Raw genomic sequence first — 13,983 nt, 5'->3', positions numbered from 1 at the left:
CACCTTGATCGACACCACTACGCCGATGTGGCGGCATCAGAGCCACTGCGACCACACCACTTCGGCGAAACGGTGTCGATCAAGCCGAAAAGGCGGACCGTTTCCCACAACGAGGGAGCCGGATCCCGGCATGAGGGAGGCAAGGAGGTCTCGGAAGGAAACGGCCACCCAAGGGGCGATTTCGTACCAAGATCTCGCCGTTCCCGGCTCGACGCCGACGGCAGTGCCGTCAGCCCAGCTTGATCGACACCACTACGCCGAGGTGGCGGCATCAGAGCCACTTCGACCACACCATTTCGGCGTAACGGTGTCGATCAAGCCCGCAGACACTACGGGCGCGGCAACCCCTTGGCAGGGGTGCCGCGCCCGTTGACGGTGACCGGGAGAACGGTCAGACGTTGAAGCCGAGCGAGCGGAGCTGGTCGCGCCCCTCGTCGGTGATCTTGTCGGGGCCCCACGGCGGCAGCCAGACCCAGTTGATCCGGATGTCGTTGACCAGGCCGCCGCCGGGACCGGTGGTCAGCGCCTGCCGCGCCTGGTCCTCGATCACGTCGGTCAGCGGGCAGGCCGCCGAGGTCAGCGTCATGTCCAGGGTGGCGACGTTCTCGTCGTCGACGTGGACGCCGTACACCAGGCCGAGGTCGACAACGTTGATGCCCAGCTCGGGGTCGACGACGTCCTTCATCGCCTCCTCGATGTCACCGATCGCGGCCTTGCCGCCGGTCGGCGCCGCCGCACCCGCGGCCGCGCCGTCAGCGACAGCTCCGTTGACGGCCGCGCCACCGGCAACCGTGCCGTCGGTCGCCACCGCGCCGGTCTCCGAGGTCATGTTCTCGTCGCTCATGCCTTCACCTCCGGGCTCACGCCCACCCCGGCGCGTGCCGCGGCGTCCTTGAACGCCATCCACGACAACAGCGCGCACTTCACCCGGGCCGGGTAGCGCGCGACACCCGCGAACGCCACCCCGTCTCCGAGCACGTCCTCGTCCGGCGTGACCTGGCCCCGCCCGGACATCAACTCCACGAACGCCTCGTGCACCACAGCGGCGTCGCTCGCGGCCTTGCCGCGCAGCAGCTCGTGCAGGATGCTCGCCGACGCCTGGCTGATCGAGCAGCCCATCCCGTCGTACGAGATGTCGGTGAACACGCTGCCGTCTGTCGCCACCCGCACGGTGATCTCGTCGCCGCAGGTCGGGTTGACGTGGTGCGCCTCGCCGACCCGGGCGGCCGGATCCGCCGCCTCCCGCAGGCCACGGCCGTGCGGGTGCTTGTAGTGGTCCAGGATGATCTCCTGGTAGAGGGATTCGAGCTGCATCACTGGAACACCTTCCGCACCCGCTCCAGACCCGCCACCAGGGCGTCGATCTCCGCGGTGGTGGTGTAGAGGTAGAACGACGCCCGCGTCGTGGCCGGCACCCCGAAGCGGGTGCACACCGGCTTGGCGCAGTGGTGGCCCACCCGCACCTGCACGCCGAGCGAGTCGAGCACCTGCCCGACGTCGTGCGGGTGCACGTCACCGAGCGCGAACGAGATCGTCCCGCCCCGGCCGACAGGCACCGTCGGGCCGAAGATCCGCAGGCCCGGCACTGTGGCGAGGGCGTCGAGCGCGTACGCCGTCAGTTCCTTCTCGTGCCACTGAACAGCCGGCATGCCGATCGCGGTGAGGTAGTCCACGGCCGCGCCGAGCGCCACCGCCTCGGCGATCGGCGGGGTGCCCGCCTCGAACCGGGCCGGCGGCGCGGCGAACGTCGAGCCCGCCATCGTCACCGTCTCGATCATCGAGCCGCCACCCATCACCGGGGGCATCGCGGCGAGCAGCTCGCCCCGGCCCCAGAGCACGCCGATGCCGGTCGGCCCGCACATCTTGTGCCCCGTGAAGACGATGAAGTCGGCGTCGTAGCCGACCACGTCCATCGGCAGGTGCGGCACCGACTGCGAGCAGTCGAGCAGCAGCAGCGCGCCGACCTCGCGGACCCGCGCGGTGATCCGCGAGGTGGCGTTGACGGTGCCCAGGATGTTCGACATGTGCACCAGCGAGACGATCTTCGTCCGCTCGGTGACCAGGTCGTCCAGGCCGGACTCGTCGAGCCGGCCCTGGTCGGTGACGGGGAACCAGCGCAGCGTCGCGCCGGTACGCTCCGCCAGCAACTGCCACGGGACGATGTTCGAGTGGTGCTCCATCTCGGAGATCACGATCTCGTCGCCGGGGCCGAGCCGGAACCGCGGGTCACCGTCCGCGCGCAGCGAGGCGTTGGAGAACGCGTACGCCACGAGGTTGATCGCCTCGGTGGAGTTCTTGGTGAACACCACCTCGTCAACGCTCGGCGCGTTGATGAACGCGGCGATCTTCGCCCGCGCGCCCTCGTACGCCTCGGTCGCCTCGGTGCCCAGCGTGTGCACCGAGCGCGACACGTTGGCGTTGTGCAGCGCGTAGTGCTCGGCGAGCACGTCGAGCACCTGCCGCGGCTTGTGCGAGGTGTTCGCGCTGTCCAGGTAGACGAGCGGGTGACCGTTGACCTCCCGGTCGAGGATCGGGAAGTCGGCCCGCACCTTCGCCACGTCGAAGCGCGGCACGTCGTCGTACTGCGGCATGCCCGCCGGGATGGCCATCGAGGTCATGTCGAGTCTCAGGCCCGCGCCGCGCCGGCCCCGGCGACGTACCGCTCGTAGCCCTCTTCCTCGAGCTTGTCGGCCAGCTCCCGGCCGCCCTGCTCGACGATCCGGCCGGCCACGAAGACGTGCACGAAGTCCGGCTTGATGTAGCGCAGGATGCGCGTGTAGTGGGTGATCAGCAGCAGGCCGGTGTCGCCGGTGTCGCGCACCCGGTTCACACCCTCGCTGACCACGCGCAGCGCGTCCACGTCCAGACCGGAGTCGGTCTCGTCGAGGATCGCCATCTTCGGCTTGAGCAGCTCCAGCTGCACGATCTCGTGCCGCTTCTTCTCGCCGCCGGAGAAGCCCTCGTTGACGTTGCGCTGGGCGAACGCCGGGTCCATCTGGAGCTTCTCCATGGCGCCGCGCAGCTCGCCGGCCCAGGTGCGCAGCTTCGGCGCCTCGCCGTCGATGGCGGTCTTAGCGGTACGCAGGAAGTTGGCCACCGACACGCCGGGGACCTCGACCGGGTACTGCATGGCCAGGAAGAGGCCGGCGCGGGCCCGCTCGTCGACGGACATGGACAGCACGTCCTCGCCGTCGAGGGTCACCTCGCCGCCGGTGATCTCGTACTTCGGGTGACCGGCGATCGAGTACGCCAGCGTGGACTTGCCGGAGCCGTTCGGGCCCATGATGGCGTGCGTCTCGCCGGAGCGCACGGTCAGGTCGACCCCGTGCAGGATCGGCTTGAGCTCACCCTCGGGCAGCTTGACCGACACCTTCAGGTCGCGGATCTCCAGGGTGCTCATCAGCGGGTCACTCCATTGCTCGGCAGCGGACGGCCGTCGCCGTCCACGGAAAGGTAGATGTCGCCGTCGCGGACTTCGACGGGATAGACGGGTACGGGTTCGGTCGCGGGCAGCCCGGTGGGCTCACCGGTACGCAGGTCGAAACGGGATCCGTGCAGCCAGCATTCCAGCGTGCAGCCCTCGACCTCGCCCTCGGACAGCGCCACGGCGGCGTGCGAGCACTCGTCGTGCACCGCGTAGAACACGTCGTCCTCGCCGTGCACGATCGCGACCTGCACGCCGTCCACGTCGGCGCTGATCACGGTGCCCTTCGGCACGTCCTCGGTGGAGCAGATCTTGAGCATCAGGCGCCCGCCTTGGCCAGCCGCGCCTCGATGGCGTCGCCGAGGCGCTCGCGCAGGTCCTCGACCGGGATCTTGTTGATCAGCTCGGCGAAGAAGCCGCGCACCACCAGGCGCCGCGCCTCGGCCTCCGGGATGCCCCGGGCCATCAGGTAGAACAGCTGCTCGTCGTCGAACCGGCCGGTCGCGCTGGCGTGCCCGGCGCCGGCGATCTCGCCGGTCTCGATCTCCAGGTTGGGTACGGAGTCGGCCCGCGCGCCGTCGGTGAGCAGCAGGTTCCGGTTGATCTCGTACGTGTCGGTACCAGTCGCCTCGGCGCGGATCAGCACGTCGCCGACCCAGACCGTGTGCGCGTCGTCGCCCTGGAGCGCACCCCGGTAGCCGACGTTGCTGCGGCAGTCCGGCACGGTGTGGTCGACCAGCTGCCGGTGCTCCAGGTGCTGGCCGGAGTCGGCGAAGTAGACGCCGTACAGCTCGGCCTCGCCGCCGCGCTGGGTGTACTCCACCGACGTGTACTGCCGGACCAGGTCGCCGCCGAGGCTGACCTGCACGTGCAGGATCCGGGCGTCGCGGCCCAGCCGCACCTTGAGGTGCTGCGCCTGCACCGCGTCGTCGGCCCAGTCGGCGACGGTGACCAGGGTCAGCTTCGCCCCGTCGCCCACAGTCACCTCGACGTTGTCGGCCAGCGTGGCCGAGCCGACGTGCTCGATCACCACTGTGGCCTCGGCGAACCGGTCCACCTCGACGAACGTGTGACCGAAGGCGAGCGCCTCGGCGTTCTCGCCGACCACCCGCAGGCGCACCGGCTGCTCCACCACCGCGTCGCGGTCGACGCGCACCAGCAGCGCGCCGTCGGCCCCGCCGTACGCGAGCGCGCTGACCCGGTCGAACGGGGTGAGCACGCTGCCCACCCGGGGGTCGTCCCGGCCGATCCGGTCGACGGTGACGCCCTCGGGCAGGTCACCGTACTCGTGCCGGACCGCGCCGGTCGCGCCCTGCGCCGACGCGGTCAGGCCGCGCAGGCGCTTGAGCGGGGTGAAGCGCCACTCCTCCTCCAGGCCGGTCAGGGCCGGGAAGTCGGCGACGTCGTACGAGCGGAGCGCCTGCGACTTGGTCGTGGGCGGCGCGGAAGCCTGGGTAGTCATCTCTTCCTTGGTCTGTTCTGCGACGAGGTGTCAGTGAGTCGGAGGGCGGGCGGCCGGCGTCAGCCGACCGCGCCCTCCATCTGCAGCTCGATCAGGCGGTTGAGCTCCAGCGCGTACTCCATCGGGAGCTCCTTGGCGATCGGCTCGATGAAGCCGCGCACGATCATCGCCATCGCCTCGTCCTCGCTCAGGCCCCGGCTCATCAGGTAGAAGAGCTGGTCCTCGCTGACCTTGGAGACGGTCGCCTCGTGCCCCATCGACACGTCGTCCTCGCGGATGTCGACGTACGGGTAGGTGTCGGAGCGGGAGATCGTGTCGACCAGGAGCGCGTCGCACTTGACCGTGCTCTTGCTGCTGGTCGAGCCCTCCAGCACCTGCACCAGACCGCGGTACGAGGTGCGGCCGCCGCCCCGGGCGATCGACTTCGACACGATGGTCGAGGAGGTGTGCGGCGCGGCGTGCACCATCTTGGCGCCGGCGTCCTGGTGCTGGCCCTCGCCGGCCATGGCCACCGAGAGCACCTCGCCCTTGGCGTGCTCGCCGGTCATGTAGACCGCCGGGTACTTCATGGTGACCTTGGAGCCGATGTTGCCGTCGACCCACTCCATGGTCGCGCCCTCGTGGCACACGGCGCGCTTGGTGACCAGGTTGTAGACGTTGTTCGACCAGTTCTGGATGGTCGTGTACCGGCACCGGGCGTTCTTCTTGACGATGATCTCCACGACGGCGCTGTGCAGCGAGTCGGAGGAGTAGATGGGCGCGGTGCAACCCTCGACGTAGTGCACGTACGCGCCCTCGTCGACGATGATCAGCGTCCGCTCGAACTGGCCCATGTTCTCCGTGTTGATCCGGAAGTAGGCCTGCAGCGGGATGTCCACGTGCACGCCCTTCGGCACGTAGATGAACGAGCCACCGGACCAGACGGAGGTGTTCAGCGCGGCGAACTTGTTGTCGCCGACCGGGATCACCGTGCCGAAGTACTCCTTGAACAGGTCCTCGTGCTCCTTGAGCGCGGTGTCCGTGTCCAGGAAGACGACACCCTGCTCCTCCAGGTCCTCACGGATCTGGTGGTAGACCACCTCGGACTCGTACTGCGCCGCGACACCGGCGACCAGGCGCTGCTTCTCCGCCTCCGGGATGCCGAGCTTGTCGTAGGTGTTCTTGATGTCCTCGGGCAGGTCCTCCCAGGAGGTGGCCTGCTTCTCGGTGGACCGCACGAAGTACTTGATGTTGTCGAAGTCGATCCCGGTGAGGTCGGCGCCCCAGTTCGGCATCGGCTTGCGGCCGAACAGCCGCAGGCCCTTGAGCCGCAGGTCGAGCATCCAGGCCGGCTCGTTCTTCTTGGCCGAGATGTCCCGCACCACCGCCTCGCTGAGGCCGCGCTGGGCGGACGCCCCGGCGACGTCGGGGTCGGCCCAGCCGTACTCGTAACGGCCGAGGGCCGCGAGCTGCTCCTCCTGGGTCAGGGGCTGGACGATCTGCTCGGTCATCTATCTGTCCTCACAGTGGTGACGGTGGAACCGGACTGGGCGGGAATGTGCGTGGTGCACACGCCGTCGCCGTGCGCGATGGTGGCCAGGCGCTGTACGTGAGTGCCGACCAGACGGGAGATCACTTCGGTCTCGGCCTCGCACAGCTGAGGGAACTCGGCGGCCACGTGCGCCACCGGGCAGTGGTGCTGGCAGAGCTGGCCGCCGGAGGCGATCGTGGACGCGTTGGCAGCGTAACCCTCGGCGGTCAGCGCGCCGGCGAGCGCCTCCGCCCGCGCGAGCGGGGCATCTCCGGCGTCCTCCATGGCCGACCGGCAGCGGGCCTCCAGCGCGGAGACCTGCTCGGCCGCGAACGCCGCAACCGCCTCGGTGCCGCCGGTGCGGGCGATCCACCGCAGCGCGGCGGTGGCCATGTTGTCGTAGTGGTGGGTGCCGCAGCGACCGCGGCCCGCCTCGGTGAGCGCGAAGACCTTGGCCGGGCGGCCGCGCCCGCGGCTGCCGCGGACGGTCTGGTCGCGGGCGACCACGTCACCGTCGGCGAGCATCGCGTCGAGGTGGCGGCGGATCGCGGCCGGGCTCAGGCCGAGCGCCGAGCCGAGCTGCGCGGCGGTGGTGGGGCCACGCTCCAGCAGCAGCTGGGTGACCCGGTCGCGGGTCGACAGGTCGGCCGGAGCGGTCTCACGCTCGCCGGGCCGTACGCCGCGACGTGCGCGCGAGCCACCGGCGACCGGACCGGTCACCGGCGTTCGGGAGAGCGCCGCCGCGTTTTTCACAACAGCAACGTTACGTAATTCGCCGAGGGCCTGCAAACCCGGGGTCCGGTGATTCCGACCACCGGTGTGCCGGAGTCACCCGATCGGGATCAACTACGGTGCGTAGGATTCGCTTCGTGAAGCGATCCGTCCGGTTTCCGGTCTCCGCCACGCTGCTGCGCCGCCTCGCGCTCGCCTCGATCATCGCGAACGTCGCGATCGTGGTCACCGGCGGGGCCGTCCGGCTCACCGCCTCCGGCCTCGGCTGCCCCACCTGGCCCCGGTGCACCGAGGACTCCTACACCACGACACCCGAGATGGGCGTGTACGGGGTGATCGAGTTCGGCAACCGGCTGCTCACCTTCGCGGTCGGGATCATCGCGCTCGCCGTGGTGCTGGCCGTGCTGGCGCACCGCCCCCGCCGCCGCGGGACGCTGCCGCTGGCCGTGGGCGTGCTGTTCGGCATCCCGGCCCAGGCGATCATCGGTGGCATCACAGTGCTCACCAACCTCAACCCGTGGGTGGTCGGGCTGCACTTCCTCGCCTCGATGGCGGTGATCGCGGTCGCGTACGCGCTCTGGCGGCGCATCAAGGACCCGGACGGGCCGGTGGCGCCGACCGTGCCGGCGCCGCTGCGTACGCTCGCCTGGATCACCACGGCGGCGAGCGCGTCGGTGCTCGTCGTGGGCACCTGGGTGACCGGCAGCGGACCGCACGCCGGCGACCACGGCGCGGCCCGCAACGGCCTGGACCCGGCGGCGATCTCCCAGGTGCACGCCGACGGCGTCTTCCTGCTGATCGGCCTGTCGGTGGCGCTGTACTTCGCGTTCCGGGCGGTCGGCGCTGCGCGGGCGGCCCGGGCCGCCGCGGTGCTGATCGCGGTCGAGCTGGGCCAGGGCGTGATCGGCTTCGTCCAGTACTTCACCCACCTGCCCGCCGTGCTGGTCGGCGCGCACATGCTCGGCTCCTGCCTGGTGCTGCTGGCCACCCTCGGCGTGCTCTGGGCCACCCGGGGGCGGCTGCCGGCCGCCCCGGAGGCCCCGGCCGCGCCCTCCGCGCAACGGGTGGGCGCCGCCGCCTGAGCGCGGGCGTTACCGCGCGGCGGGAGCGGGAAAGCGGCACGGGCCACCGACAGTCGCCCGAGGGGAGCTCCCCGTGTCGCGCAAGAGCCTCTCCACCACCACCCCGCAACGGCTGACCCCGGTCGCCGGCGCGCCGCTGTGGTGCGACGCCCGCGAGCACGGCCTCACCGGCGACGGGGTCACCAACGACCAGCCCGCCCTGGCGGCGCTGGTGGACCGCCTCGGCGCCGGGTACGACGCCGACGGCCGGGCCCGGGTGATCTACTGCCCGCCCGGCCTGTACTCGATCCGCGACGCCGGCACCGTCTGGCGCAGCGGCGTCTCGCTGATCGGCGCCGGACCGGCAGCGACCCGCTTCCTGCTCAGCAACGAGGGCAACCGCAGCGCACCGGTCCCGCTCGCCTTCTGGACCACCGTGCAGCACGGCGCGGACCGGGACCGGCACATCGCCGACTGCTCGTTCGCCGACTTCGAGATCGACGGCTCCGGCGTGGCCCAGACGTCCTACGACTACCTGGCCAAAGGGCTGGGCCTGCAGTACGTGGTGCGCGGCGTGTTCCGCAACCTCTACATCCACCACACCGGGGCGACCGGCCTGGGCTGTGACTTCCTCCAGGACAGCCTGATCGACGGCGTGGTCGTGGTGGGATGCGGCCGGCTGGACAACGGCGACCAGATGGGCGGCGCGGGGATCGGCGTCGGCATCGGCGGCTGGGGCGACGTGGAGCGCCTCACCATCGCCAACTGCACCACCATCGGCAACGGCACCAACGGCATCTTCCTGGAGCTGCAGAAGGACTACTGGACCCCGCCGCGCGGCATCCGGATCGTCGGCTGCCACAGCCAGGCCAACCGGTTCGGCATCTCCGACTGGGGAGCGGACGGGCTGATCGTCTCCGCCTGCACCATGACCAACAACCTGGAGGCCGGCTTCGACGTGTCGGGCAACGGCACCGCCGGGGTCGCCGGGCGCGGCGGCCTGGTCACCGGCTGCGTGATCGACTACAACGTCGGCGACGGCATCAGCATGGGCAACACCCCCGGCCCGTACGCGGTGCAGGCGAACCGGATCAGCCGCAACGGTGGCTTCGGCTACCACGAGCACGACCTGGGCCACGGCTACCGGGGCGCGGCGGCCGACGTGGTGATCCAGGACAACGACATCCGGGAGAATGCGCTGGACGGCATCCGGATCGACCGGCCGATGCTCGACACGTCGATCGTCGGGAACCGGATCCGGGACAACGGCCGCCGCTCCGCCCCGGCCTGCTCCGGCTCCGGCGAGGCGGTGCGGTACGGCCCGCGCGAGGTCGCCGACGGCAACGCCGACTGGCCGGCCGGCGGGCACCGGGGCAAGGTGGTCCGGGTCGGCTCGCGGGACGCGGTGGTGTCCGACAACAGCGCCACCGGGCTCTCCCTGGCCGAGGTACGCCCGGACGGCTCCACCGGCTGGAGCGCGGACACACCGGGGCCCGGCACGGCGTACGAGCTGCCCGACTCGCCACCGGCGTGCGGCGGCATCACGATCGCCGCGCCGTTCGACTCGGCCACCGTGCGCGGCAACCGGATCTGGCACCGGGACGCCGACACCCAGGCATACGGGATCTGGGTCACCGAGGCGGGCAGCTGCGTCTCCTGCGCGTTCGAGGACAACGACCTGGCCGGCACCGAGGCCGCGCTGCGACTGGACACCCCGCCGATCGGTGGTCGCTGGGCACGTAACCACAGCGACCGCGACTGAGCGGGCTGTCGCCGCCTCCGGGCGGTCAGGCGGACGCCTCGGCGGCGAACGCCAGCGCGACGAGCGTTCCGTTGCTGACGGCATGGGCGAGGATCGGCACCCAGAGGTTGCGGTGGCGGTGCAGCAGCCAGGCGAACAGCAGCCCGGCGAAGAGCGCGCTGACGGTGTTGAAGACCCGGGGCAGGTGTACGACGGCGAAGAAGGCCGCCGACAGCACCACGGCGGCCACGGCGGGCAGCCGCGCGGCCAGCCCCTGGTAGAAGACACCCCGGTAGAGGATCTCCTCGTAGAGCGGGGAGACGACGGCGCCGAAGGCGAACGCGAAGGCGAACTGCGCGAGCAGGCTTCCGGCGGGGTAGCCGCCCTCACCACCGCCGCCCTCGACGAGCGCCGCGGGCAGCGCCACCACGAGCACGAGGGTGAGCGCGGCCTTGGCCAGGCCCCAGCCCACCGCGGCGCCCACCTGGCGGCCCGCCGGGCGGACGAGCCGCAGCGGCCGGGCGATCTCGCCGAAGCGGTGGCGCACCACCGCGAGGCCGACAGCGAGCTGGGTGCCGTTGATCAGGGCCCAGGCGATGGTGGACGCCGCCGTCTCCGGCATGCCCAGCCGCGCCGGTCCCCGGGCCAGCAGGTCCGCGACCGCCGAGTTGGCCAGGCCGACGCCGACGGCGAGCACGAGCGCCATGTCGAGGTAGCTGAACCGGCGGGTGTCGCGTGCGGTGTCGGTGAGGGGTGCGGTCATGCCGGGCAACGTTAGGCGGCCGACCTATATCGGTCAAATGACCGACCATCTATGATCACCTCGTGCCCAAGGTTGTGGACCACGAGGAGCGGCGGCGTCATCTCGGCGCGGCGGCCTGCGTCGTACTGGCGCGGGCGGGGTCGGCCGGGATGACGGTGCGGGCCGTCGCCGCCGAGGCCGGCATGCCGCTGGCGACCGCGCAGCACTACCTGCCGGCTCGGGAACTGATGGTCCGGGCGGCAATGGACCACCTGGCCGGACGCGTGGTGGCGCGGGCCCGGACGATCCCCGCCGACCCGGTCACGCCGGAGGTGATCCGGCAGGCGGTGCGCCAACTCGTCCCGCTGGACGCCGAACGCGCCTTCGAGGCCCGCGTCTGGCTGGTCCTCACCGCCGAGGCGCTCGTCGACGAGCAGGTCGCGGCGATCCTGGCGGAGAGCGAGGCGCAGATGCGGGCCAACGTCGAGCGGCTGCTCACGCTCGGCCGGGCCGCGGGTGGCATCGCCGGGCACGTGGACGCGCGGGCCGAGGCCGCCGCGCTGGCGACGCTGCTGGACGGCGTCACGGTACGGATCCTGACCACCGGCCTGGATCCCGCGGACGCACGTGCGGAGATCGACGCCCACCTGGCCCGGCTCACGACGGCCGGCACCTGAGACGGCCGGCATCCGCGACCCGGCTCGACCGGGCCCCGGGGTCAGCGGCGGCGGGCCAGGTGGGTGAGCACCGCGTCGGCGAGCCGGTCCGGGGCACCGTCGGCGTACCCGACGAACAGGCTCGGCTCGGTCAGCTCCAGCTCGACCAGCACGGGCTCGCCGTCCGGGCCGGGGATCAGGTCGACGCGGGCGTAGAGCAGGCGGTCCGGGCCGCCGGGCACCACCGCGAGCACCTTGTCGGCCACCGCGCGCTGCTCCGCCGTGGCGGCGCGGGCGTCGATCCGCTCCTCCTTGTAGAGCGCGGCCTCGCCCAGGTCCGGCCCGGTCAGCATCGGGCCCTTGCGGATCGCGTGGCTGAACGCCAGGCCGCCGGGCCCGGCCAGGAACAGCAGCGCGGTCTCCCCGGCGGTGTCCACCGCGTCGAGGTACGGCTGGACCATGGTGACCCGCCCGGCGTCGGAGAGCCGCCGGACGTGGGCCGGCGCCAGCTCGCGGTGCTCCGGGTCGGTCAGGTCGTAGCGGCCGGTGTCCTGGCTGCCGGCGCTGACGGCCGGCTTGATCACGTACTCGCCCCCGGACGGCGGCGTCCACGCCTGTCCCGGCTTGACCCACTCCGTCGGCACGGTGGGCACCCCGGCGGCGGACAGCTCGGACAGGTAGCGCTTGTCGGTGTTCCAGGCGACCACGTCGGCCGGGTTGACCAGGGCCGGCACGGTACGCGCCCAGGCCACGAACTCGTCCCGCCGCAGGGCGTAGTCCCACGGGGAGCGGAGCACGACCAGGTCGTACCCGGACCAGTCGACTGCCGGGTCGTCCCAGACGGCGATCTCGGCGGTGACGCCGCGGGCGGTGAGCGGGCCGAGCGCGAGCCGGTCGTCCGGGTCGAGGTCGGGCAGCTCGGCGCAGGTGACGAAAGCGACCCGGGGTCTCCCCCGGGTCGACTGGTGGTGGTCGGTCATTCGGGTATATGTCAACGGGCCATCGTGCGCCGGGCCATCGACCGCCACAGGTCGTTGCTCGGACGCATCTGGTCCATCAGTTCACGCTCCCAGGCGTTCTCGACGTCGACCCCGGCCTTGGCGCAGGCCTGGCGTGCGACGTCCGTGCCGTCGGCGAACTGGTCCGCCCATACCCCGTCGGAACCCACGAGGACGATCCGTGCGCCGCGCTTGCCGACGTACTCGATGACCGCCTTCGCGCCGCCGTGTCCGGCGGCGAACGACTTGATGCCCGCGACCAGGCCGTTGGGGGCCTGCTCGGCGGTCTTGTCAGCCGTCAGCGTCGTATCGGAACCATCTGCCATGACGCGAAGCCTAAGCAGAGTTCCACCCGGATGTGCGAGAACCATGAACTGAATGTGATGCCAATTACCCATCGGTTTAAGAAGAACCACAGGTAATTTGCCCGCACATGTCGCTTATATCTGGGCGAAGCGGACGGGCGGGATCGTCACAATGTGTCCGGGTTGAACACGTCCGGGGAAGCCCGAAAAAAATTTCTGATGAACCGCCGGACGGGCGGGTCAGAGCAGCGCGTCGAGCGCGACGGCCGCGAAGAGGATCGTGAGATACGTGGTGGACCAGTGGAACAGCCGCATCGGCTTGACCGCCTCGCCGCGCGTCGCGCGCCGGCACAGCTTGTGCGCCTCGACGAGGAAGATCCCGCCGACCACGAGCGCGGTGACGCCGTAGATCGGGCTCATCCCGAGCGGCCACACCGCCAGCGAGGAGAGCACCGTCAGCCAGGAGAAGCCGATGATCTCCGCGTTCACCCGCCGGACCGAGGCCACCACCGGCAGCATCGGCACACCGGCGCGGGCGTAGTCGGCCTTGTACTTGATGGCCAGCGCGTAGAAGTGCGGCATCTGCCAGAAGAAGACGACAGCGAACAGGCCCCACGCGGCCGGTGCCAGCGTGCCGGTGACAGCGGCCCAGCCGATCAGCACCGGAGCGGCGCCGCAGATGCCGCCCCAGAACGTGTTGGCGGCGGTGGTCCGCTTCAGCCACAGCGTGTAGACCAGGTCGTAGTAGGCGATCGCGGCGACCGTCAGCACCGTCGCCAGCCAGTTCGTCGCCACCGCCATCAGCGCCACCGACACGGCCGCCAGCACCAGGCCGAAGACCAGCGCGCTGCGCGGCGACACGGCGTGCGCGGGCAGCGGGCGGCGCTTGGTGCGCCGCATGAGCTGGTCGATGTCGCGGTCGATGTAGCAGTTGATGACGCTCGCCGCACCGGCCGCGAGCGACCCGCCGACCAGCACCACGGCGACCAGCCACAGCGACGGCATCCCGCCGTGGGCCAGCATCATCGCCGGCACTGTGGTGACCAGAAGCAGCTCGACGATCCGCGGCTTGGTCAGCGTCACGTACGCCGCCACCACGGCGCGTACGTCCCGCCGGCCGCTCGCCGGCGCCTCCGCCACCGCGCCCACCGGCGACTGCCCGGCAGGGTTGCTGACGGGGCGCTCGGTGATCATGCTCACGGATTGCCACCTTCCGGCATCGGCGGGGGAGGTCGTTCGGCCCGGACCGCTGCGGGTCCACACACCGCCCCACACACTACGCGGCGTCGTTTTCGCTGCCCCGTGGACCCGGCAACGGTGCGAGCCGTCACACCTGGGGTTGAACGACCGGA

15 protein-coding genes are annotated in these 13,983 nt (G+C 71.3%); 3 read left to right on the top strand and 12 right to left on the bottom strand.

The features are described from left to right. Positions 1 to 391 precede the first annotated feature (391 nt). Genes FB454_RS26040 through FB454_RS26005 form a run of 8 tightly spaced genes read right to left on the bottom strand, consistent with a single transcriptional unit; the run spans position 392 to position 7,149 of the window. Positions 392 to 844, bottom strand: coding sequence for a metal-sulfur cluster assembly factor (locus tag FB454_RS26040; protein WP_013475891.1), 453 nt, complete (start codon positions 842 to 844; stop codon positions 392 to 394). Next, the gene (gene sufU, locus FB454_RS26035; protein ID WP_013287442.1) at positions 841 to 1,314 is read right to left on the bottom strand and encodes a Fe-S cluster assembly sulfur transfer protein SufU; all 474 of its coding nucleotides are present in this window, start codon (positions 1,312 to 1,314) and stop codon (positions 841 to 843) included. The genes FB454_RS26040 and sufU overlap by 4 nt, the downstream gene beginning before the upstream one ends. Continuing rightward, positions 1,314 to 2,618 (bottom strand): cysteine desulfurase, encoded by a 1,305-nt coding sequence (locus FB454_RS26030; RefSeq protein WP_145823680.1) that lies wholly within the window; start codon positions 2,616 to 2,618, stop codon positions 1,314 to 1,316. Before FB454_RS26030 ends, sufU begins: the two co-directional genes overlap by 1 nt. Positions 2,619 to 2,626: 8 nt before the next feature. Beyond that, a complete protein-coding gene (gene sufC, locus FB454_RS26025) occupies positions 2,627 to 3,400 on the bottom strand; it encodes a Fe-S cluster assembly ATPase SufC (protein WP_013287444.1) in 774 nt (257 codons plus the stop codon). Then, complete coding sequence (locus FB454_RS26020; RefSeq protein WP_013287445.1) at positions 3,400 to 3,744, bottom strand: non-heme iron oxygenase ferredoxin subunit; 345 nt, start codon at positions 3,742 to 3,744, stop codon at positions 3,400 to 3,402. The genes sufC and FB454_RS26020 overlap by 1 nt, the downstream gene beginning before the upstream one ends. Then, the gene (sufD, locus tag FB454_RS26015; RefSeq protein WP_013287446.1) at positions 3,744 to 4,886 is read right to left on the bottom strand and encodes a Fe-S cluster assembly protein SufD; all 1,143 of its coding nucleotides are present in this window, start codon (positions 4,884 to 4,886) and stop codon (positions 3,744 to 3,746) included. Before sufD ends, FB454_RS26020 begins: the two co-directional genes overlap by 1 nt. 59 nt (positions 4,887 to 4,945) lie before the next feature. After that, entirely contained in the window at positions 4,946 to 6,376 is a 1,431-nt protein-coding gene (sufB, locus tag FB454_RS26010; protein ID WP_013287447.1) for a Fe-S cluster assembly protein SufB, read from the bottom strand. Further along, a complete protein-coding gene (locus FB454_RS26005) occupies positions 6,373 to 7,149 on the bottom strand; it encodes a helix-turn-helix transcriptional regulator (protein WP_013287448.1) in 777 nt (258 codons plus the stop codon). Before FB454_RS26005 ends, sufB begins: the two co-directional genes overlap by 4 nt. Before the next feature lie 98 nt (positions 7,150 to 7,247). On the opposite strand from FB454_RS26005, the gene FB454_RS26000 reads away from it, so the two are divergent. Beyond that, the gene (locus FB454_RS26000; RefSeq protein ID WP_030274176.1) at positions 7,248 to 8,210 is read left to right on the top strand and encodes a COX15/CtaA family protein; all 963 of its coding nucleotides are present in this window, start codon (positions 7,248 to 7,250) and stop codon (positions 8,208 to 8,210) included. A 73-nt stretch (positions 8,211 to 8,283) separates the two neighbouring features. Beyond that, positions 8,284 to 9,951: a right-handed parallel beta-helix repeat-containing protein gene (locus FB454_RS25995; protein ID WP_030274174.1), complete on the top strand. Its 1,668-nt coding sequence runs from the start codon at positions 8,284 to 8,286 to the stop codon at positions 9,949 to 9,951. Between the two features lie 25 nt (positions 9,952 to 9,976). On the opposite strand, the gene FB454_RS25990 is transcribed toward FB454_RS25995, so the two are convergent. Beyond that, the gene (locus tag FB454_RS25990; RefSeq protein ID WP_013287451.1) at positions 9,977 to 10,693 is read right to left on the bottom strand and encodes a CPBP family intramembrane glutamic endopeptidase; all 717 of its coding nucleotides are present in this window, start codon (positions 10,691 to 10,693) and stop codon (positions 9,977 to 9,979) included. A gap of 62 nt (positions 10,694 to 10,755) precedes the next feature. Between FB454_RS25990 and FB454_RS25985 the strand changes: the two genes are divergently transcribed. Continuing rightward, the gene (locus FB454_RS25985; RefSeq protein ID WP_013475885.1) at positions 10,756 to 11,349 is read left to right on the top strand and encodes a TetR/AcrR family transcriptional regulator; all 594 of its coding nucleotides are present in this window, start codon (positions 10,756 to 10,758) and stop codon (positions 11,347 to 11,349) included. Between the two features lie 41 nt (positions 11,350 to 11,390). Here FB454_RS25985 and FB454_RS25980 read toward each other — a convergent pair whose 3' ends face one another. The 3 genes from FB454_RS25980 to FB454_RS25970 all read right to left on the bottom strand — a co-directional run bounded on the left by FB454_RS25980 (position 11,391) and on the right by FB454_RS25970 (position 13,831). Next, positions 11,391 to 12,308 (bottom strand): hypothetical protein, encoded by a 918-nt coding sequence (locus tag FB454_RS25980; protein WP_145823706.1) that lies wholly within the window; start codon positions 12,306 to 12,308, stop codon positions 11,391 to 11,393. Between the two features lie 11 nt (positions 12,309 to 12,319). Beyond that, the gene (locus tag FB454_RS25975; RefSeq protein ID WP_013287454.1) at positions 12,320 to 12,652 is read right to left on the bottom strand and encodes a hypothetical protein; all 333 of its coding nucleotides are present in this window, start codon (positions 12,650 to 12,652) and stop codon (positions 12,320 to 12,322) included. A gap of 219 nt (positions 12,653 to 12,871) precedes the next feature. After that, positions 12,872 to 13,831, bottom strand: a complete 960-nt coding sequence (locus FB454_RS25970; protein ID WP_145823679.1) for a heme o synthase — start codon at positions 13,829 to 13,831, stop codon at positions 12,872 to 12,874. Positions 13,832 to 13,983: the final 152 nt, after the last annotated feature.

This window comes from Micromonospora sp. CNZ297 (assembly GCF_007827625.1).
This window is presented reverse-complemented; position numbering and strand designations above follow the sequence as displayed.

What these genes read in the sequence shown, in the direction of transcription:
- FB454_RS26040 (WP_013475891.1), bottom strand. Translation starts at nt 844, where the DNA reads ATGAGCGACGAGAACATGACCTCGGAGACCGGCGCGGTGGCGACCGAC.
- sufU (WP_013287442.1), bottom strand. Translation starts at nt 1,314, where the DNA reads ATGCAGCTCGAATCCCTCTACCAGGAGATCATCCTGGACCACTACAAG.
- FB454_RS26030 (WP_145823680.1), bottom strand. Translation starts at nt 2,618, where the DNA reads ATGACCTCGATGGCCATCCCGGCGGGCATGCCGCAGTACGACGACGTG.
- sufC (WP_013287444.1), bottom strand. Translation starts at nt 3,400, where the DNA reads ATGAGCACCCTGGAGATCCGCGACCTGAAGGTGTCGGTCAAGCTGCCC.
- FB454_RS26020 (WP_013287445.1), bottom strand. Translation starts at nt 3,744, where the DNA reads ATGCTCAAGATCTGCTCCACCGAGGACGTGCCGAAGGGCACCGTGATC.
- sufD (WP_013287446.1), bottom strand. Translation starts at nt 4,886, where the DNA reads ATGACTACCCAGGCTTCCGCGCCGCCCACGACCAAGTCGCAGGCGCTC.
- sufB (WP_013287447.1), bottom strand. Translation starts at nt 6,376, where the DNA reads ATGACCGAGCAGATCGTCCAGCCCCTGACCCAGGAGGAGCAGCTCGCG.
- FB454_RS25990 (WP_013287451.1), bottom strand. Translation starts at nt 10,693, where the DNA reads ATGACCGCACCCCTCACCGACACCGCACGCGACACCCGCCGGTTCAGC.
- FB454_RS25980 (WP_145823706.1), bottom strand. Translation starts at nt 12,308, where the DNA reads ATGACCGACCACCACCAGTCGACCCGGGGGAGACCCCGGGTCGCTTTC.
- FB454_RS25975 (WP_013287454.1), bottom strand. Translation starts at nt 12,652, where the DNA reads ATGGCAGATGGTTCCGATACGACGCTGACGGCTGACAAGACCGCCGAG.